Source organism: Shewanella sp. MMG014, assembly GCF_018100775.1.
In the GTDB taxonomy this organism is placed as follows: domain Bacteria; phylum Pseudomonadota; class Gammaproteobacteria; order Enterobacterales; family Shewanellaceae; genus Shewanella; species Shewanella japonica.
Window position 1 is genome coordinate 1 of sequence record NZ_JAGJDZ010000004.1, and the last position, 21,094, is coordinate 21,094.

Below are 21,094 nucleotides of genomic sequence, written 5' to 3' on the forward strand. Positions count from 1 at the left end.
ACGGGTAATGAGGTTGGTGCGACATTCTTAACGGCCCAAAAAGACGGTGTTACTAGTAATACAGCCAATGTAGATATTACTGGAGCTGTAATTACCGCGCTTACGGTTACGCCAGCAGATGTACATATTGCGTTAGGTTACACCGAGCAACTAACTGCAATTGCAACATTCAGTGATGGTAATACAACAGATGTGAGTGATTCAGTTACCTGGTTAGTTGATGATACGAATACTGCAACGGTTGCTCCTTCAGGCTTGCTAGCTAGTGTTAGTGTCGGTAAGACGATAGTTCTGGCGGCAAAAGATGAAGTTATTAGTAATGATGTAAACGTTAATGTGACTGCAGCTATTTTATTAGATGTAACCGTTAGCAATGCAGATATTCAGCTTACTGAGTTTTACGGTGTTCAGTTACAGGCTTATGCGCACTATTCTGATGGCGTTGTAGACGATATAACAAATACTGCTATTTGGTCTAGCGGATTAAATATCAATGTCAACGAAGGCTTGGTTGAAATTGATACGTTTCAGGATGGGTATGTAACAGAGTTGAGCGTGACATATAATGGAATGACTTCTGAAAAGACGATTGTTACCATGCGGGAAAGTGAAAAAAGTGATGTATTTGGAACCGAGACTAACTATGGCGTATTTATTTCTGCGGATAGTCATTCTGACCTGAAATTTCACGGAGGCGTTATTGTTGACGGAATTTATGACAATGACACTGGAGAGTTATTAGCAGGTGATAATGGTGGCTGGCGAATTGGTGACATAATGATAATGGCTAAAGTTAAAGGGGATCTTACAGGTGTTTCGTCATTGTATGATAGCAGCACAGAAACCAGACGAGTGATTAAAAGCATGTCTTGGACTGAAGAAGGAACGTTGAAAGAAGCTGGAACTCAAGGTACTGCTGTAGACCCAGTGTCAGATATGATAACTATTCAAAAAGAAGTGTTTGGTATCTATGTTTTTCAAGCTGATAAAAACGTTGATATTTCAGGGATTATTTTTATTTATAAGTAGTTTTAAAGATTTATAAATTAGCGTTTTCTTGTTTATGATATTAATTGGTGCTTTATATGCTATTAGTTGATTTTATGATGAAAGATCTTTATTCCTATGAATGGTTAAATTTTTAAGCATTTTAGTGGTCAACTTATGTTGACTACTAATTTTATAACTGAGTTATTAGTAAAACTGAATTTTTTAAAACTTTACACGTCGTATAGCCGTTTAGGAAAGGTAAAGTATAGTCTAGCTTGTGCTCTGTTTTAATCTATTCTATTTATATTAAATAAATTGTAAGACCTAAAGTTAATGTAGAAACGTTGATTTTACTGTAGTGATTTTATTTAGGGGGTGAGCAGTTTGTATATTGTTCAAACTGCCCTTCAATTTATAGTTAAAGTTTCAAGGCGAAAAAAAACAGTTACTATGAAATGTTTTCTGTCGGGTTTAATAATTTTTAAGCTTACTTTTATGATGTTAAGTTTGTTCTTATTTATCTGGTTTGAATAGTTCATTCTAGTTGGAATTGATTCCTTTTTGATAGTCTCACGATAGTTTTTCTACTTAAGGTGTTTATTGGTGGACGTTTCATTTCTATGTGCGTTAGATATGTTAATGAACATTAATTAATATATTAAATTAATTAATTGTTATTTTGTTGAGGTTTTTAATTTTTTTGTATGGTTTTATTGAAATAGTTGAAAGTCTTCATTCGTTTTTTATCGTTGTTCTATTTGATGTTTATTTAAAATTAATTGGTTATGTAAGAGGTTTTATGAAAAAAGCTATATTATTTATTGGGGTTTTAGCTACGCCTATAGTAACCGCTGCAGAAAACCCTTCGTTTTTTGTTGGTGTAAAAGGGGGGTATCAATGGGCTGATGATCAAAAATATCAGTCATCAAATCCCCATAATTCTGTTTATGGGATTTACTCTGGCATTCAGTTTTCACCAGCTTGGAGCTGGGATTTGGGTTATCAATATCACGAGAAACTTAAGGCTGAAGCTTCATCTGTAGAAGTGAATACCTGGTTGGTAGAAAGTGCAGTAAGGTATGATTGGCACTTTTCTGAAAAATTCAGTTTGTATGGTCGAGTTGGTGTGGCTTATTGGGATATGCAGAAAGCAGTTCATTCTGTAGAAAAAATTGATGGTAATGGGTTTTCACCAGTAGGAGAGCTTGGGGTGAATTATACCTTTAATCCCAACCTTCGTATGTCACTGGGTTATCAGTATATAAATAGTATTGGTATAACTAATACTGGTAAATATGATAGCTATGGAGCTTTGATGGGTTTTACGTATACTTTTGGAAAGACAGTTAAACGCAATGTTGTTCATCGAAGTGCTCCATATAAAATTGAAGAAGATTTAAAAGTCCCTGTTAATACTTCTCCTGTGGTTTCTGAAGAAGTAGTTTCTATAGTTTCAGAAAATGCTCATGATATTACTTCAGAAGAAGTAAGAGCTTCGGCTACAGTTGAGAGTCCAGAAAAACTTTCATTAAATGAAATAACATTTTCTTCTGAAAATATAAGAGATTCATTTGAGTTTGATTCACAAGAACTCAGTGCTGGCTTTATTAAAGAATTATCGGAGTTGGCTGCTAACTTAAAACGTTACCCTCAATCTCGAGTCACAATTGTTGGCCATACTGACTCGCTTAGTTCTGCGGCTTATAATCAGTTTCTTTCTGAGCGAAGAGCTCAGGCTGTAGCTAACAAACTTTTAGAATTAGGTGCTGCAGCTAGTCAAATCACTGTAACTGGTGCAGGTGAAACTCGTCCGATAGCTGATAATAACACAGCTGAAGGTCGAAGAAAGAACCGAAGAGTTGTTGTTACTGTTTCTGATTTTAATTCATGAAGTTCATTTATTATATAAGCTAAAGTGAAAGTAACGTCTTCTAATTAAATGATAATTGGATACTCTGGATTTTGAGTATCCAATTTTTTATTGAATTCCAAGTTTCGTCAATTTATAAACCAGATCTTTTAATATTTATAATATGGCTTTTGGTGAGCTATTTTTTTGTGATTGAAAATCAACCCTAATCATATTTCCCAATATCAAACAATAACTTTTAAAGTTGCTTGATTATCTTCATTTTGTAGAAATTGTCATCTCTACATAATAATTATCTTAAAACTCATAAATATATAAATGTGTAAAGTTTGTTTATGTTTAAATGTTTTTTTTGCTTAGTGTTAGACAGGCTAAAGACGTAAATCGTTACTGGCCCTAATTGTGCAGTTGACATTTGTTATTGTTAAATGTTTTACGTCTTATAAAGAGGGAGAGGGGGGGGCAAAGGTGATTTTCTGTAATAAGATTTAAAGAACTGTCCTTGGGCAGCAACTTCTTCAATTCTTGTTTGAACGCAAATTGATAATCGATATTGACTAAGTATATGAAATAATCAATAACGTTGTTCAACCTTCGTATTGTTTGTGAAATGTTCTATGGAAACAATCTTCTTTCTAAAACAACCCTTAAAATTACTTTAATAAAAGCTTTATTACTAATGAGAGTAGGGTTTTTATTGATTATTATCTGCTAATTGTTTCGGATTAGTCATAAAATATTATGTTGTCAATTTAGATGACGATAATTACATAGGGATTAAAAATGTTATATAAAAAAAATAGTCAAGCCAAAAAACAACGCGGTGTTGCATTGTTAGAATTAATTATCGCGATTGGTGTTATTGGTGTGCTAACAGCTGCGGTGGTTGGTTTAGCATCTCAAGCTTTTACTTCGTTAAATCAAAAAGAACTTGTTAATAATCTATCTAATTTAAAATCTGGTATTTCAACTGTTTATGGAAGATTTGGTGACTATTCTGATATTGCTACTGTTGGTACTGATGGAAGACAAATTGGAGGTGCGTATGCTGCTGATGATTTGAATAATCCTTTTGGAATTGACTTGGCGGTATTAAGTGCTTCAGTCAATAGTAACGCTGATACAGGATATGTTGTTAAAGTAGCAGGTTTAGGAATAGATGAGTGTATTGCTGTTGTAAACCAAATTGGTACTACATGGGATTTTGTTTATGTTGGAACGGCTAGTACTACATTCGATATAACGGCTACTGTTGCAGATGAAATTATTTATTCAAATTCTGATAGTTCTTTATTTACTCCGGCAAATATTTTAACTCAATGTTCAACTGCTAGTGTCGAGATTGCATTAGGCTCTAGATAAAAATTAACTGATATAACTATTAGGCTCTATTCATGAAAATAAAAAAATCAGGTTTTGCATTATTGGAGGTGATAATAGCAATTGGAGTTGTTGGTATTGTCGTAGCTTCGTTAACTATTTCATATATAAAGTTAACTCAAGAGAAGATGGTTTCAGTTTTGGCAAATGATTTATCCAATATATTAATTTCTGCTTCAAACAGAATTTCAATTGGTCATGAATATCCTAACTATGCTGCACTTCCATGGAGTGCAGCAAATTTTCCAACTTTATCATTTACAGCGAACGATGAGTTTCTTAGTTGGGTTAAGTATAGCGATTGTGAAAATCCAGTTTCAACTTATGGTGTGCCTATTTCTCTTAGACCTCAATCAGGTGGTGGTGATCAATTAACACAAATTCAAGACTTAGCTGTTTTGCCTTGTTGGATAAGTGAAACTTTGATTGGTGGTGTCAATTACTCAAGCAAAGATGAAATATTTTTGATTACTGATTATAGCTCAATTGATGCGGGGTATGAATTAGATCTGTTCATAGATTTAAATGATTCTTCAATGTTTAATTCAAATGAAAATGTAAAGTATTTTACTTTATTTCAGAATGAAATAGAAAGTTTAATAATGAAAAATCAACTTGTGACAGTTAGTAGTAATATAGAGTTCGCAGGAATTGATATGTCTGGGACGGATGTGATTTTAAATAGCGATCCTCATGAGATTTTAAAATTCCTTGAGGATAAGAATTCAAAGTTGAGGATTCGAATAAAAGGTCTCTTAAATGTAAAAAACTTGCTTTCAGATGGCAGCGTTTTGGTTAATGAGGAAAAGGCACTTTGTTGGGATAGCTCAAATGGAAATAGTAGTGTTGTTTGTTTATCAAATAATGACGGTAATTTGAATTTGACTAATAAATTAACAGGGGATTATGCAGATTTTGAGGTCAATTCTTTGATTACAAATGACCATGGGGAGAGAAGAACAACTCCGACGGTGCACTTTATTCGCGGAGGTACCCAGGCGGTCAGGAAACCTTCCTGCCCTCAGAATTGGGAACCCCATATCGCAAGTGCTATTAGTAGTTTTGCAGATGGTGGAGGACAACAAGTTTCTGAAAGTGATTGGGGTAATACAATTGATGGTGGCGGAATTAATTATGAAGCGAGTAGTCCTATAGGTATTGTTGCAACTGGTTGGAATAGTAATGTTGTCAATTCTGATTACTGGGATGTTCATAGTTTTTTAAATTCAGTTGAAACAGGTAGCAGTGGTGGTATGCCTGATTCTTCTAATGTTTCACTAATTGCTTTTACTTGGTGTGAACCTAGTTAAGTATATTCTTAAAGATGAAAGTAAAAATGAAAATAATACTGATTTTTTTAGTTTTCTATTCCGGTTTTCTTTGTGCTGAAGAGTCATTTAAAATTAGAGAAGGCTCTTCTTTATTTCGTGAATTGGAAATAAGGGGTAATGGAGAAAGTTGGAGGTGTGTTGCATTATATAATGATATTCTTAATGTAAATAGAATTCCATCCGGTAAGGAAATATTTATTCCTAAAAATGATCTTTGTGTAACTAAACAAGTGAATTATCCTAATGTATATAGTTTTAGAAGGAACGAAACGAGAGCGAATGAAATAAATTCTAAATCTATAAAGACGTTTAATAAAAGTTTTAACTTATTAAAAGATTTATCTTTAAAAGAAAACTTAACTGAATTAATGAGCTCTAATGATCAAATTCTATATTGGGAGTTGGATTGCGATATAAAAGTTCTTAAAGATAAAAAATATATTGGCGAATTTTCTGAAATATTAAAACAAATTTCATATGAACTTACAGAGGATGCTTGGTTAATTAATTTTGAGTATCTAATAGATTCCGGGTTGTTGGTGACAAGTAAAGGTGGTTGTTAATGATTGTTAAGTTGAAAAATGTTGCATTGTTGTCACTGTTATTTTTTTTTGTTACAGGATGTACAGGTCTTACACAAAAAGCAGCAGAGCCAGAGATTGAACGTATAGATAAAAAGATTATTGAAAGTAAAGTTTCTGAAAGAAAGCCTGGATACTATAAAGAGTCCAATGCAACTTTTCATCCGAAGCCATTAATGAAACAAAACTTATTTAAAAAACAACTCGAAGAAAATGTTGTTATAAGTCCTATAATAGTAGAGGATATTTATTCCGCTTTGTCTTTAATCCCAACAATTCCAGTTTCTATGAAATATTGTCGCGAAAGCGAAGATGACTTTAGTAAAAACTCAGAAGACATTCAATATGGAACATCAGAAAATAAAACTTTTGAAGTCAGAGTAAGTAAAGACAAAATTATCGAACATAATGGTAAAATCTTAGATTTTGTAAATCAAATGGGTGAGTTGTTTGATTATAAAGTTAATGTTAGAGGTGGTTTTGTTGAGTTTGAAGAGTGTACAACAAAAATGTTCACAATCGGGGGAAGTCACATCCAGAAGGAGACAACTTTTTCAAGTAATTCAGATTCTGGCTCCGATTCAGGTATGGAATATCAAATAACTTCTGATTTAGAACATTGGGACTCTGTTATCGATACTGTTAGTGAGCTTATAAATGTAGATGCAGTTTTGGCTGGCAATAGAAATACAGGTGTCATTTCTATCGAAGACCGTCCAAGTGCTATAGCGAGAGTAGATAAGTTTTTAGAAAAATATAATTTAATTGCAGATAAGCAAGCAAAGTTTTTAATTACTATAGTTCGTTATCAACAGGAGGAGTTGCTTGAGCTTGGAACCGATATTGGCCTGTCATATTCAGGTAATGGCTTGAATATTGATGGGAATAGTAATTTTTCCCCATCTTCTGGTGCTAGCTTGATCGGGATTGGAAAAGAAGGTGGTGTATTTGATGGTTCTTTCGTTAACTTGAATTCTTTGATTCAAAATGACTTTGTTAGTATTGAAACATCGGCAGAGGTTACCTCAATGCACGCTCTGCCTGTACCATTCAAAGTAATAGATAAAATTAATTATGTCAGTAATATTGAGTATGAAAGGGACTCGGGGAATGATACTTCTACTAGAAGCTTAACTACTGCAGAGTTAGAAATAGGTTTCAATATGATGCTAGTATCTCATTTGGATGAATTTGACAATATTACCCTTTCAATCAGTATAGCTCAAAGTGAACTGTTGGGTTTTGATCAAGTTGATGATATTCAGTTACCTCGTTTAACTGAGAATAGTTTATTTCAGACAGTTAAAATAAAGCAAGGTGACAGGTTATTATTGACAGGTTTTAAACAAAAAAGATTAGAAGATAATAATTCGTCTACTATTCCAAAAACTTTTTTACTTGGGGGGAGTTCTGATGAAAAAGAGAATAGAACTAATATAGCAATTATTATTGACTCAATTTAGGAGGGAGAATTGTTAACTAGTAAAGTTTGGTCTGTCGTAGGAACAAAGCCGCTTGTTAGTTTATCTTACTTTTCAAATAGTTATTGTTTAAAGTTGTGTGATTTAAATGGTTTTTATATTGTTTACAATGGGGACGGTAAATTACCAGTAGAGAATGTAGTTAGGACAATATTTATATTTAAACAAAAGCCACAAGAGATAGAAAGATTAACCTTTGAATGTGAAGGAGAGTGTAATCTTATTCTTTGTTGTTCTAAAAATATCAAGGATGAACTTTACACTATGGTACCTATGTTTAATGGCAGTCCTCTACATTGTAATTTTGTTGGGATAAGTGAGAACATTACTAAAGATAATGTTGCAATTATTGAGGGTCGTTGCAAAAAACAACTACCTCCAAATGTAAGTGTAAAAAGTTTTTTTTGTGATGAGTATGAAATGTCACAAAAAGAAGTTAAATCTCAATATGTAGTTATTTCAAGTTTTACTCGTTTAATTCTTTGGGGCCTCTGTGTTGGTGGTGGGGTTTTGGGTTCTGTTTTATATGTTGTACAAATATATTTTGGAGGTTTTGAGTGAAGAGGGTTGTTAATTATTTTAAGCATAATAAGAGAGCCCTGTTTTTGGTAACTTCTATATTAGTAGTGTTGCTTGTTGGTAGCTTAATTTGGTATTCGGTTTTTGTTTATATTTTAAACCCTAAAGAAGAGATTAATGAAGCCGCTTTGTTAGAACAGGAAAACAGAATTAAAATTGAAAAAGTGAATTTAGAAGCTCGAAATCAATTGGAGCTTAATTATTTGAAGGGTAGTTTTGATGAGTTGTTTGATACTTTTTTAACTTTGTTTTTATATAATTTAAATAACTTTCATTGGGGGGAGGTTAAAGTTGTTGGTTGCATTAAAAATAATTGCTCTATAGGGGTTAATTTATTTGGCTTTCCAACTTCTAATATTCTTAAGGAAATAGAAATGTATTTTTCATTTCTTAATGTAAAAGAAATTAGCTATAAGGAAAAAGGTAATGCTATTAATGTAGAGTTTAATTGGGTAGAAAATTCAAGTGTTTCTTTCGGCAATTTTAATAAGGTTTTTAGAGACAAAAGAAAGACACTGGATTTGTATAATGATTTATTAGCTATATCAAAAAACGCATCTGATAGTTCAAAAGTTTATGTGTCAAATTTAAATGTCGAAAGGTTAGATAAAACCAATAAGCCTTTAGTTGATAGTAGTATTAAAAATGTAGAACTATTAACTTTTATCGTTTCATTTAAAGAGGTCGCTGAAGTTAAGTTGGTGCAAGAAATGTTAATTGATGTTTTTATGACTTCGAATTTTTCTGTTGATGCCATACATATTTCAAATGGGCAAGTTGAAATACATTTTGCTATGTTATTAAAAGAGGTTTAAATGGGGGGGGTGAAAATGAAAAATATATTTATTTTCCAATTGGTTTTTCTTTCTTTTTGTGTTAGCGCGGATGCAAGTTTGTCAGAGAAGTTAGAAGTTGGAAATGAAAAAGATATGGACGTAAATGATTCGAAAAAACAATTGTCTAAGTCTGTTCAAGAAGGGGGTAATTTGCTTGGGGATAGTTCAAATGGATTACTTATTAAAAATGATATGGAAAATTTAACTGATTATATTGATTTTCAAAATGATGTTTCAGATATAAATAAGCAAATCTCTATTTATGAGCTGCAGTTAAAAAAAATAATGCTACAAACTCAAGTGAAAAAAGCAACTTTAGAGTTAAATGATTTATCTAAGCCAATATCACCTCCTAAAACGGATGTTTCAGTTTCTTCCAGAAAACAAAATAAAACAAATAACGAGATTCAATCAACACAACCTTTAGAAAGGAAATTGCCTGAACTTTTAATTCATTCTTCTTATACTTTATATAGTTCTTTATGGCATGTTATCTCAATTAATAATGAGAGGGTTTCATTACCCGTTGAGGAAAATGAAGTTTTTGTATGGAATAAACAACGTTTTATAGTTAAAAGCTCTAATGATGGTTCACCTAAGTTGCAATTTTTAGATGTTAATTAGTGGTGTAAGGTATGTTTCTTATTTTTGGCTGTTTGTTTTGGTCTAAAGTTAATTTTATCAATAAGATAGAAAAGATTTAAGCTTTAAACATTCAGCCAAACGAGTTTTTATTTTGCAAATTTTTGTGTTTATTGTGTGTGTTAATTCTTCTCAGAGTCTGACGGAACCCCACGAATTTAATAGGATGCTTGTGGTTCCCTCACAAAATCCTGTAGCGCCTTAATAGCAGACTGCCAAAGCGATTTCAACAGCTTCAAATTCCTATCTTTGTAAGCTCTTAAGCCAATAAATTGGTTTGAGAGAACGTTGCGATGCTTTATCGAGTTAGCTTGATACTGCCTGTGTTTATTTGCAGCTTCTACGGCTAAACCAAACAGGTAAAGTACAAATTGTGATATGCAGGCGATGAGCAAAAGTACACTTAATTTAACTTGGTTCCTTGTACCGCTATCATTCATTTTCAGGTGTGTTTTCACATCTCTAAAGCTTTCTTCTATCTGCACCCCTGTAGCATAAATTTTAACAATTTTTTAGCCGTAGCATTTGAGTTGCAAAGTGATGTGGCTAATAGCCAATGCTCTTTTTTCTCGCTCTGTACTTACGCGAGATTTTTGTTCCGTCTCCCTTTTTCACCCGTGACCACTTTATCTTTTCGGCCTTTTGCATTGCGCTTGAAAATGACTAAACGTGATTTAAAAGAGAGTTGTTCACCTAAAAAGTAAACACCAAGGCTTTTAGTTCTTGCTGTTGCTTGAACATAGAGTTGCTTAACGGGATTCCAGCGAACTACGGGAGACTTCTTACAGTGTGTTCGGTTTCTAAATCGACCAACATAATCCCAGTTTAGCGACAAGATTTACTTACACCAGGGGATCCGAAAACCCGCATCAGTGACGATGATGGGCTTGCAATCATAGGGTAACATCATCTTCATTTTTGTCAGAAAGAGTAGATGTGTTTTAGGTTTTTCTTTCCTATTTATCGGGTGTATTTCTTCATAAAGTGTCAGCGAACGCCCTTGTGCAGCGAGTGATGCGCGAATGAGAAAGTGCTGTTTGCGGTCATCAAGAACTGACCAATCGATATGAATAATGGGTTGTTTCATTTTCCCGATAAGCAAACAAGTCATGCGGGTGTATATAAACGTGATATCACGATGTAAGTGCTCATTACTACATAGCCTATCAACACGTTTAATCTTATGTTTTTCCATGGCTTTACTATCAATATCACGACCAAGGCCTGTGATAGAAAGCGAACCACCATTCACTGAGCTTACGATTGCACAGAACAAATTTTGTCGGCGAGTTTATGCATTAACGGAGTGACAAACGATAGGCATTCTGATAAAACTTGTTTCGCATTCATGGGATTTACTCGTGATAATTTTTGTTTGGCGATAAATCTGATCACCAAATGCCATGAATGTTCCAACTGAATTTTAATATCTTATTGTTTTTCTGCTTAGTATTTAGTGGGGGGGCGTCAGTCTCAGGCTTTGTTTAGGTTTCGTAATCGTTGAATTTTCACTTTCTTCTTATAGCTCTTTGATTTGTTTAGCCCCACTTTTTTTAAGGTTCAAATAATATTAAACACATTATCAATACTTTAACGAAATACTGATAAGTTTTAAACTGTTCATAGCTAAGAAGCTTAAGGGTGAAGCTTCTTATGGTTAAAACTGAAGCAATGGTATCGTTTAACCAATTATGAGTTTCAAGTTTTTGGAGGTGAATTAAACTTTCAAGTGAGATAAATGGTAATTCAAATAAAAACCGACATTTACTAGAAACGTCAGAAGGTAATTATGTCTTGCTCAACAAATGTTGGTTGCGTTTTTAGAGTATAAATTTTGTATTTTCACTTTGAGCTTCAGTTAAAATTCGACATCCTAAAGATATCCATTCAGTCTTAATACTCTATAATGCGTTCTATATTGCTATTATCCGAACATTTTACAGTTCGAGATATGCTTTTTCTTAGCTGGTAACACCATAACACTTGCCGAAATTTCATACTTGTGTAGTGAGAACCTTGAACGCCGTAGGTAATAATTTCTTTTGGGTTATCAAATTCTTTTAGGTCAACAAAAGTACTTTACCAGTTAAGCTGCTATCAGGTAATAAGGACTAGCCCTGCCAATGAATTTACGTGCAAAAAAATTAATTACAACAGCTAAGTACATCCAATGGTTACCAGCCTACAGATAGCTGACATCACAAGCCTAAACCACATTCGGAGTTGTACCCGCGAATTGTCGATCTAGGTGAGTAGGGGGGGGGCAGTATTTTCAAGTGCTGCTTTTCTGTATTTGTGTTTAGGTACCTGTCAACTAACTATACCAAGCTCTTTTATCAACTTAGTGGCGCAATATCAGCTTAATGAGACACCATATTAGCAACCGCTTTAGCTCCTGTAGACCCATTACTTGCAGCATTAACTTCACTGTCTAGGCTATGAAGCTTAAACTTATCAGCGTTAATGGAGCTTGGCCGCTTTCTCCAATATTTTATAACTGCTACGGTGAATACTGATTTCTTCGCAAAATGCTTTTATGCTGTAGCTCTGCCTGAGTCTTTCAATTCTTGAGAATTGTTTAGTCAGTCTGATAACGACAGAGCTGTGATTTTTTGTGTTCCAGGAGGCGAGCTAGTTGCTTTTTTAACTTAGAAATTTCAATTTGCTCTGGCAATATGGTGGATGCTTTAGGTAGCTTACCTTGTCGTTCTTCTCTTAATTATTGAACCCATTTCCCATGGTTGAGTTACCCTCGTTCATAGCTTGAGCTGCTTCAGCAATTCCGATCTAGTACTAGTTGCGCAGATAAAGTTTGAATTCAACACTAAAAACTCTTCTTGTACGTTTTTCATCGTGTCACCCGTTAACTTAAGGGGGATGTTATCATCTCTAACGAGGTAGCCAAATTAACTATACCATTTTTGGAATACTTAGTTTTTCCAACATTTTGAATGATAGGTTCTCTACCAAATATTTGATGTCTTAACAGGTTATTCGGTTGCTGAGACATCCATCATATCAATACAATAAGGCTTCCATTTACGAAAGGAGCTTCGATTTAAAACGCATTAGAAAAATTATGTTTTCTTAAATGAGAGAAAAACTGTTTTGCTGGTAATGGTTTAGAGTAAAAATATCCTTGAATAAGGTGTACACCATATTGGCTTAAATACGCCACTTGCTCACTTTTTTCAACTCCCTCTGCAATAATATTTAAACCTGACTTTTGCGCAAATGAAATTATTGCTTCAATAGTTTTTTCATTAAAATTATCTTGATGGCCAATGGTGTCAATAAACATTTTATCAATTTTTAGAGTAGTTATGCCTAAGTTTTGCACATAGCTAAAACCACCATAACCCGTGCCAGCATCATCGAGTTTTAGCTCTATCCCTAAGGCATAAAATTTATCTAAGCTTTTGCGCGCAGCGACCAGATCGCTAATTGGGTAACGCTCAGTGATTTCTAATGAAATATAATGCGGTTTTATCCGGCCTGTTGTGACCACACTATTTAATAATTGGTATAACTCATCGGAATATAAATGTTCAGGCACAATATTGATACTAAAAAATAACCCATCTCTTTTTACCCCTAGTTGCTGAATATCATTAAAAACATGTTCAAGTAACACCTCTGTCATTTCAACAATTAATCCTTTTGCTTCTGCGTAGGGAATAAATTGATTCGGCGACATAAAGTCACCATCTTTAAGCCGCCAGCGCATTAGTACTTCACAACCAACGACCTTGTTTGTTCGTGAGTCTACAACTGGTTGGTAGAATGGAATAAATTCGCGATGTTTTATGCCTTGAATAAGCTGGTTATGTATTGATTGCTTGTATTGAAACATAAAAGATGCTAAATACGTTATCCACATTGCAATAATACAACCTATAACAAAGGTCATGAACCAAGAAATATAGGTGTATTGATTATAAAAATCCTTATTACCTGATAGCTCAAAATTTGCAATAAAATACGATGAAGTTAATTGAGTCGTTTCACTAATGTAATAATCACCATCAAAGCTCTCAAAGCCGAAGGATAAGTATGGGCTCGAATCAAATGTGATTTTATATTCAAAACAATGGTTACACTTAATTGAAACAAAAAATCGAGGCTCTAAAGGGATTAAGCTAGCGGCATAGAAAATGTCACCCATACTTCGAATAAGTACTAATTCAAGATTTTTATCTTCAACTGATTCTAATACCCCTAAATGATAATTTTCACTGATTTTATGACGTCTAACTCCGGTCATTTCGCGTTTGACCTCGTTAGATTCGCAAAAGATATTTAACCCTTTAGTTACACCTACCCAGCGAATAAAACTTGCATTAAACTCAGTTTCCTTAAGTTGTTTTTGTACATCGTCGGTACACTCGAAACTATCTAACGATATGTTAGGTAATTTATTTAATGATTCTGTACTGACCTTAATTAAACGCTCAAACTTGTCCTTTAAAATCGAAGCGTCTCTGATAATGACTTGTTTTGCTAAATAGTGTTCAACACCTTTTAACGAGACAACTGACAATAACAAAGCGACGATAAAAATCAGGATATATTTAACGCGTTCCATTGAGAGCCCCAAAAAAAGCAAATGTTAAGTGTAAGTATATCTCAGTGTCTGTTTTTGTTACAGAGGTGCCTTGTAGTATTTGACATTTTTAATGAGGCTAACCCATCAACTTAATCTTGGTGCTAAGTTATTTATTTTGAGCTATTTTCGGGCACTAGTGGCTTTTAAGGGAGGAGGGTCACTAGTTAACAGATGGCAAGGTGCTTTGGGTATGTTTTGACTTTGTGTTATTTTTTCGCGGTTACGTTACAACCTTTTTTATGGCCTCTTTGTTTAGTGGCGTTTATAAGATGGTAAACATTTTGAACATCTTTAAGTATGAAGGAGGGGTAGTTTATAAAATTTACGTTTCACATCATTTAGTATGGTATTAGTTATTTCAGTTTTAAAATACGGTGGATTAGCGCTCTACTGATTCGGTTGAATGGTTAGGATACGCTCAAAGGTTTTGAATGTTTCTTGAACGCCACGAGTAGGATATGTTAAACATTTGGTTTTCATATTTTTTTCTTTAAAAAATCAAAAAAAACATGAGTAGGTTAATGTTTTATTACTGGTTTTTATTTGATTATTATGCTTGTTTGTAAAATAATTATTTCATAAATAAGTGATTGCTTAGGTAGGTGGTGATGTTTAACTTTGTCTTAGAAAAGACTAAATAGATACTGTTCAGATTTTATAAGATCTAGTTTTCTTGTCGATAACTTGCTTCAACTGTGTTGAGCAGTGTGCAAGTAATTAAGCTGGATTTCAACTAAAATTTAACTTGGAGGTGGTGGTAAGGTGAAGATTGCATACATCAATTAGATAATTAACATTTGGCAACACTAACGATGTTTGATTGTTGGGTAAGTATATAATGGTGTAAGAGAATTAATGCCGTTGAGAATATAGATTAAAAATTTCTCCTGTAAAGTTTAGGCTTTATTGAAAATATGCAGAGCATCTGGTTAGAGTCGGTGTTTGTATTCTACTATCAATAGATAAGCCACCAATTGATTGCAATCAGTGTTTTAAGTATGAAGGGAAAAGGTTGGCAGAAATGTATTGATATCTTCGATATTGTTAAAGGTAAGCCTATTGACCGGTTTCTCATCTATGCATCATAAGGTATATGGGATCAGTATATTTAAGGTTTAGTTTGAACTTTTACAGAATTGACTGGAATGATTTAAATTAACTCTATGACATTTATAAAAGTAAGAATTTTCAGTGCAAATTAACAGGTAGTTAGCAATAAAAGGCGAAATGTAATTGAGTAAAAAATTTTGATTCATAGAGTTGTGGTTAAGGAGAGTAATGGTCAAAAAAAACAGAAGGTAATTACCGTGTCAACTGTTAAAGGGGGCGGTAATAGTATTTTATTCATAATTGATTCAATTTTTCCTTGTTTACTTAACCTGCGCCTCAGCACTTTAATTTTTGTTAATTTAACTCCGTCAAATGAAAAATATTTATGGTTTTGGTTGTTTAAGAATGATATAGGTTTTGTTGTTGATAATTACATTTTTTCTCACAAGCTTTAGCGTTTTAATTCTATCATTAAATTATTTGCAAAGGCGAGAGGGGGGTATTCAATATGCGTTATTGTTTATCTGATTTATTTTATTTTAAACACTTGTTTTAACTTTTTAATTTTTCTATAAGGTTTTTAGATTTTGTATGAAAGTTAATATGTGTGGTGAGTTTAACTTTTTAGTTTTATTTAATGGAAACTAATAAATAAAAGATAAATGTAATGGGGGGAGTGTGACAGGCCTAATAGAAATCAAAGAAATTGAAGAGTTGTTCAATTTAGGAGAAATTGAAGATGAGTTTGATTCTTTTTTTGTAATGAAACAACCATTGCTTGTGTCAGTTGTGTTTATAGATGAATGTGAATTAAGTAGTGTCAAGCTTTTGTTGTTCGTTATAGATAATTATGTAGGGGAAGGCGTAGATGTTCGTTACTATACTTGTACTATTGATTTATTAAATAGTTTTAAATTTCTAAACAAACAATCTTTAGCTGTAAATCAGGATGCACTTAGCTCTCTTGAAAAGAAATTTTATGTCTTGATTGAAGAGGCTTTTTGTAATGGAGTTTCAGATTTGCATATTTATCGACAGGATTACGATGCAAAGCTGTATTATCGAATGCAAGGTCGTTTAATATTTATAAAAAATATACCTCCTTTTGAAATAGATTTAATTTTGGGGGTTTTTTTTAATGTTCTTGCAAATGAAAAGAAGGATGTTTGGAATCGACGTTACTTGCAAGATTGTTCTGGTAGCGCATATTTTGCAAATGGAACATCCGTCAAAGTACGGTATTCGCATTCTCCAACAGAATCTAGTAATAATGAAGCTTATCATGCTGTAATGAGGGTGCTGGCAACTCATTCGACATCAAAAAGTGATGAAAAAAATGAACAGTTTATTATTCCGTATATTGATAAACAACTTGATGAGGCTATAAAAAAGGTTTCTTCAAAATCCACTGGACTTTTAGTTGTAGCTGGTTCCACAGGTTCAGGGAAATCATCTAGTATCCAAGGTATTTTAAATTGGCTATATAATGAGTTTCATAATAAAGATGTGTCTATAATTACAGTCGAAGATCCTGTGGAATATCCAATTGAAGGGGCAGCGCAAACATCAGTGATTCGTACTGTTGGCAAAGAAAATGACAAAGGTGCCTTTACTAAATATTTAACCTCAGCAATGAGAAGAGATCCTGATATATTACTAATTGGTGAAACCCGAGATAAACAAACCGCTGAAGTGCTTGCCGAAACTGTTGAGAGTGGTCATTTTGCAATCACAACCTTGCACGCAGGTAGTTGTATTTCTTCAATTAGTAGGCTAAATACATTGGGTATTGATTATAAAAGAATGGCCGCTCCAGGTTTTTTGTCTGGAATTTTATGTCAAAAATTAATTCCAGTTTTGTGTGAATGTTCAATTCCTTTGTTTGAATTAAAATCTAGTGAGAGTCTTAAGCCAGTTCTAAAGGCTCTGCTCAAATATAGTCAAGTAAATAAAATTTCAACAATTCGTGTTGTTAATCAAAATGGTTGCACGCGTTGTAGTGGGCGAGGCACTTTAGGTAGAAGAGCGTTAGTTGAATTAATAACATTTGATGACTACAAACTGGAGGCTATACGTTCTGTTGATTTCAGACGTTTAAATGAATGTTGGGTATCTGATACAGATGGTGTAAATGGAGTGACTTTATTTGAAAGGGGGTTTCAGTTAATGAAGGATGGGTTTGTATGCCCCTTTCAGCTGGAAAAAACCTTTGGAATATATCATGAGAGCTTGGGGTGAAATTCGTGAAATTAAATACAAAAAAAAGATTGGAAGTTTATAAGCAGTTTTATGCATTAACTAAGGAAGGCGTGGGAGTTAAAGATTCACTTGAAACATTGTTAGCAATTGCAAATAAAACTAAATCAATATGGAAGGTTAGGCTTTTTGAAAGCTGGTTAAAAAAATATTCGGAACTACCTAATTTATCCATGGTAATTAAAGATGATATTGTAGAAAATGAATTTCTTTTAATTAGTACCTCAGAGAAAAGTGGAGAAATATATGAGGGTTTTTTGGAGGTTATTCAATTAATTGAAAGTAACAGGAAGATTAAGGACTTGTTGGTAGGTTCGTTGGTTCCTCCATTATTTTTATTTTTTGTTTGCATTGTAATTATAGTTGGTTATGCGCATCAAGTGTTAGAAGTATTTATTCCTTTCGCTCCTGTTAGTAAATGGCCTGTAATATCTGCTGCACTTTATAATACAGGTCATTATTTCACGAGTATTGCTGCTTTGATTCATATAATCATTGTTATCTCTATTTTTGTGGGCGTTTTCTATTTTCTCAAACATGGTAAGGGAAAATTTCGAGATTTGTTACATCGAACCGGTTTGTTTAAAATCCAAGAAATGTTTGTAGTCGTTAATTTTTTGAAAATGCTTGGTACTTTGATGTTGTCAGGAGTTTCCTTTTCAGATGCTATAAATGAAATTTACAAGCTTACCAATCAAGGGTGGTTACGAAGTAGGCTAGCAATGATAAAAGATGAGATCAAAAAAACCAACGCTGTGGTTGATTGTTTTGATGTTTACTTTTTACCTCCTGAATTACTTTCTTTAATTGGAGTGTATTCTAGTACTGGTGATTTTTCTCATTCAATAAACATTGTGGCGAATAATCTAAGGGAAGAGTTAGAGGGTAAATTAAAAAAGCTCGGAAAAATATTTAATCTATTTGGTGTGTTGTTAGTTTCAGCAACTGCAATTTGGATTTATTATGCAATGTTTAATTTGTCAGGGATGTTAACAAAAAACGGGTAGGTAATCTTGTGTATGAATTTTTATATTTTCTCCATGAACCAACAGTGTTACTATTTTTGAAAGTTTTTTTAGTTTGGTATTTAGGAGCTCTGGTGGGTGGTTTTGTAGGAGTTATCTACTGGAGGTGCTTAAGGGGAAGTGTGAATAAGATACAAATCAAAAAACTAATTTCGATATTGTCTCAATCATCAACTTGTGATTACTGTAATAAAAAGGTTGGGTTTATTTTTTGTTTGCCTTTTATTGCTTTTTTTTTCCTGAAAGGCAAGACGTCTTGTTGTAAGAGAACGTTAAAATTGCAACATTTATATTTTGAAAGTTTTTTTGCGTTATCAGCTGTTGTGATATTTTTTATAGTTAATTAGACAGCTGGTGTCTTATTGTAAATATTTAGTCATGCCTTAAACGCTGAAGGGGGGATATTTTTGCTAGTGTTCTAATTAGCTGTAATAGTAAAGTGGGGTGAGGTTGATGGAGTTAGTTGTTGGTGAAGTGTTTATTATTTTTAATGCAAAAAGGGGGGGCGAATTTATAAATGATTAAATGAAGATGTTATATTTTTAAACTATGGCTGAGTTTTGGGGGGGACCTACATACGAAAATTTAGGTATGAAGTGGCTCAAATTAAAAGTCTGTATTGTTTAAACAGATTATTTATCTAAAAAATCAGTTGTAAAAGGTTTAAGCGTCGAATATTCGGGAGGTGGAGGTAAGTCCTATCGGGTATTTTGAAAGTGGTAAATTCATTGCTTGTATAAAATGTATACCAATGCTATGGGTGATGCTTTTTTAGTAAATCAAAACCAAGTAATTAGTATCTTTAGCCAAGATACAATAGAGGTATTTAGTATTGGACAGGGTTTAAAGAAAGCAATAAGAGTAATATTTTCTTAGAATTAAATCTTCAACATCCATATCGTTTTTTTAGTAACACAGGTAGTGGTAAATCTAAAACCGTTTCTAGACGATATTCCAAATTGCTCTTGTTATTTGTAGAAAACTTAAACGGTAAAAAGACAATTTTTTTCATAGTTTTTTCGGTGAATATTTTACAAATCTTTTTAAAAAAGTAGATGGATATAAGTTGTTATTTTAACTAAGTACTTGCAAGAGCAATGATGAAACACTTTCATTGACTAGGGGCTGCTTTAAATACTTGGAATTTGGCGTTACTATTCCAAGCAACGCTAAATATGTGGCTCCCATTCCTTAATTGAGTTAATGAAAATTTAACGAGCACAGCTGATTTGAAGGGTTATGTAATTTATACTTTCAGGTTAAGCCTTGTAAATGCTGTGCAAAAAAATAACCACTAAATTATCTGAAAGTTATTGCATAACAAATAAAACACTCACTGTAGTAGTCAAGTAAAATTGGCCACGGTTTTATATTCAAGCCAGTATCGTCGTTCTGAGTCATTCGGCGTTAAGCCGTCATTATATTGATGTGGTCGAAGCTGACTGTAATAACAATTAAATAGTTAACTACTGAGTCACTTGCTTCAGTAAAACTTTATACCCACTTGCTGGCACCCATCCCGTCTTTAAACTTCTAAAGAACCGCTCCAAAGGACTATTATCCCAACAGTTTCCACGCCTGCTCATGCTTTGTTTAATTTGATATCGCCATAGTAATTGTTGATAGCTACGACTTGTATAATGACTCCCCTGATCACTATGAAACATCAGTCCCTTTGGCTTCCATCGACGCTCATAAGCCATGCGTATAGCTTTGCTGGTTAGCCTTGTATCTGGTGATAATGATATCGCCCAACCAACAGGCTTTCTGGCAAATAAACAAGCACAACAGCTAAATATGCCCATCGATTGCCCGTCCAAATATAAGTAACGTCTCCACACCAAACCTGGTTGGGGGCGGTTACTGCAAATTGTCGTGCTAAGTGATTAGGGATAACAACATGCTCATGACCCGATTTCTTGTAACTGTGCTTAGGTTGCTGACAACAAATTAACACAAGAGACTTCATCAGCTTAACCGCTCTATAGCGGCTTAACGGGACACCTAATGTGCTAACAATATCAGCAATCGTGCGTGCACCTGCTGAACCATGACTAGCGCTGAATGCCTTACGCACAAGGCTTTGCCGTCTAATTTGTTCTACATTTAAAGTATTTTCTCTTTTAAGCCAATACTTAAAACTACTACGATGAATACTGAACACATCACACAGCGTTTTTACACTGTAGCTCTTCCTGAGTTTCTCAATTAGCGAGAATTGTTCAGTGAGTCTGACAGCAAGAGAGCCGTAGCCTTTATCAACAACGAGTTGAGCTGATTCAAGTCGGAATCGGAGCTAAAAGTTGGGCTTGTTCGTTTTGTCATTGTGTCACCTGTTAATTAATGAGGTGATGATATCACCTCTAACTAGGTTGCCGAATTAACTATGTCACTTGTATCTTGAGGTTTTGGATGATTAGCTATCTACAAGCTCTAAAATCAGTGAGGATGTTATGCCACGTAATGT

At 33.6% G+C, this 21,094-nt stretch carries 12 protein-coding genes and 3 pseudogenes; 11 read left to right on the forward strand and 4 right to left on the reverse strand.

Annotated elements, in window-relative coordinates; all coding sequences use genetic code 11:
* From J8L86_RS07565 to J8L86_RS07605, 9 genes are all read left to right on the forward strand, one after another.
* Positions 1 to 1,029: Ig-like domain-containing protein (locus J8L86_RS07565; RefSeq protein WP_211029644.1), on the forward strand; the 1,029-nt coding region annotated here is incomplete at its 5' end.
* A 760-nt stretch (positions 1,030 to 1,789) separates the two neighbouring features.
* Entirely contained in the window at positions 1,790 to 2,881 is a 1,092-nt protein-coding gene (locus tag J8L86_RS07570; RefSeq protein WP_211029646.1) for an OmpA family protein, read from the forward strand.
* Positions 2,882 to 3,643: 762 nt separating this feature from the next.
* Positions 3,644 to 4,222 carry a type II secretion system protein gene (locus J8L86_RS07575; RefSeq protein WP_211029654.1) on the forward strand — a complete coding sequence of 193 codons (579 nt, stop codon included), beginning with the start codon at positions 3,644 to 3,646 and terminating at the stop codon, positions 4,220 to 4,222.
* Between the two features lie 32 nt (positions 4,223 to 4,254).
* Positions 4,255 to 5,550 (forward strand): type II secretion system protein, encoded by a 1,296-nt coding sequence (locus J8L86_RS07580; protein ID WP_211029656.1) that lies wholly within the window; start codon positions 4,255 to 4,257, stop codon positions 5,548 to 5,550.
* Positions 5,551 to 5,576: 26 nt separating this feature from the next.
* Positions 5,577 to 6,134 (forward strand): hypothetical protein, encoded by a 558-nt coding sequence (locus J8L86_RS07585; protein WP_211029658.1) that lies wholly within the window; start codon positions 5,577 to 5,579, stop codon positions 6,132 to 6,134.
* Positions 6,134 to 7,615 carry a hypothetical protein gene (locus J8L86_RS07590; protein ID WP_211029660.1) on the forward strand — a complete coding sequence of 494 codons (1,482 nt, stop codon included), beginning with the start codon at positions 6,134 to 6,136 and terminating at the stop codon, positions 7,613 to 7,615. Before J8L86_RS07585 ends, J8L86_RS07590 begins: the two co-directional genes overlap by 1 nt.
* 9 nt (positions 7,616 to 7,624) lie before the next feature.
* Positions 7,625 to 8,194 carry a hypothetical protein gene (locus tag J8L86_RS07595; RefSeq protein ID WP_211029662.1) on the forward strand — a complete coding sequence of 190 codons (570 nt, stop codon included), beginning with the start codon at positions 7,625 to 7,627 and terminating at the stop codon, positions 8,192 to 8,194.
* On the forward strand, positions 8,191 to 9,027 hold the full coding sequence (locus tag J8L86_RS07600; protein WP_211029664.1) for a hypothetical protein: 837 nt from the start codon (positions 8,191 to 8,193) through the stop codon (positions 9,025 to 9,027). Before J8L86_RS07595 ends, J8L86_RS07600 begins: the two co-directional genes overlap by 4 nt.
* A gap of 15 nt (positions 9,028 to 9,042) precedes the next feature.
* The gene (locus tag J8L86_RS07605; RefSeq protein ID WP_211029666.1) at positions 9,043 to 9,672 is read left to right on the forward strand and encodes a hypothetical protein; all 630 of its coding nucleotides are present in this window, start codon (positions 9,043 to 9,045) and stop codon (positions 9,670 to 9,672) included.
* 176 nt (positions 9,673 to 9,848) lie between these two features.
* Here the strand turns inward: J8L86_RS07605 and J8L86_RS07610 are convergent.
* The 3 genes and pseudogenes from J8L86_RS07610 to J8L86_RS07615 all read right to left on the reverse strand — a co-directional run bounded on the left by J8L86_RS07610 (position 9,849) and on the right by J8L86_RS07615 (position 14,275).
* Positions 9,849 to 11,040: pseudogene (locus tag J8L86_RS07610) on the reverse strand (IS4 family transposase).
* Positions 11,041 to 11,513: 473 nt separating this feature from the next.
* Positions 11,514 to 12,495: pseudogene (locus tag J8L86_RS21120) on the reverse strand (IS3 family transposase); the annotation flags it as partial.
* A gap of 253 nt (positions 12,496 to 12,748) precedes the next feature.
* A complete protein-coding gene (locus J8L86_RS07615; protein ID WP_211029668.1) occupies positions 12,749 to 14,275 on the reverse strand; it encodes an EAL domain-containing protein in 1,527 nt (508 codons plus the stop codon).
* A gap of 1,749 nt (positions 14,276 to 16,024) precedes the next feature.
* Here J8L86_RS07615 and J8L86_RS07620 point away from each other — a divergent pair.
* Positions 16,025 to 17,584, forward strand: a complete 1,560-nt coding sequence (locus J8L86_RS07620) for an ATPase, T2SS/T4P/T4SS family (RefSeq protein ID WP_211029678.1) — start codon at positions 16,025 to 16,027, stop codon at positions 17,582 to 17,584.
* Positions 17,585 to 17,589: 5 nt separating this feature from the next.
* Positions 17,590 to 18,609: a type II secretion system F family protein gene (locus tag J8L86_RS21310; RefSeq protein WP_211029680.1), complete on the forward strand. Its 1,020-nt coding sequence runs from the start codon at positions 17,590 to 17,592 to the stop codon at positions 18,607 to 18,609.
* Between the two features lie 1,363 nt (positions 18,610 to 19,972).
* On the opposite strand, the pseudogene J8L86_RS07635 reads toward J8L86_RS21310, so the two are convergent.
* A pseudogene (locus tag J8L86_RS07635) lies at positions 19,973 to 20,952 on the reverse strand (IS3 family transposase).
* Between the last annotated feature and the right edge of the window lie 142 nt (positions 20,953 to 21,094).

What these genes read in the sequence shown, in the direction of transcription:
- J8L86_RS07590 (WP_211029660.1), top strand. Translation starts at nt 6,134, where the DNA reads ATGATTGTTAAGTTGAAAAATGTTGCATTGTTGTCACTGTTATTTTTT.
- J8L86_RS07575 (WP_211029654.1), top strand. Translation starts at nt 3,644, where the DNA reads ATGTTATATAAAAAAAATAGTCAAGCCAAAAAACAACGCGGTGTTGCA.
- J8L86_RS07570 (WP_211029646.1), top strand. Translation starts at nt 1,790, where the DNA reads ATGAAAAAAGCTATATTATTTATTGGGGTTTTAGCTACGCCTATAGTA.
- J8L86_RS07615 (WP_211029668.1), bottom strand. Translation starts at nt 14,275, where the DNA reads ATGGAACGCGTTAAATATATCCTGATTTTTATCGTCGCTTTGTTATTG.
- J8L86_RS07605 (WP_211029666.1), top strand. Translation starts at nt 9,043, where the DNA reads ATGAAAAATATATTTATTTTCCAATTGGTTTTTCTTTCTTTTTGTGTT.
- J8L86_RS07585 (WP_211029658.1), top strand. Translation starts at nt 5,577, where the DNA reads ATGAAAATAATACTGATTTTTTTAGTTTTCTATTCCGGTTTTCTTTGT.
- J8L86_RS07580 (WP_211029656.1), top strand. Translation starts at nt 4,255, where the DNA reads ATGAAAATAAAAAAATCAGGTTTTGCATTATTGGAGGTGATAATAGCA.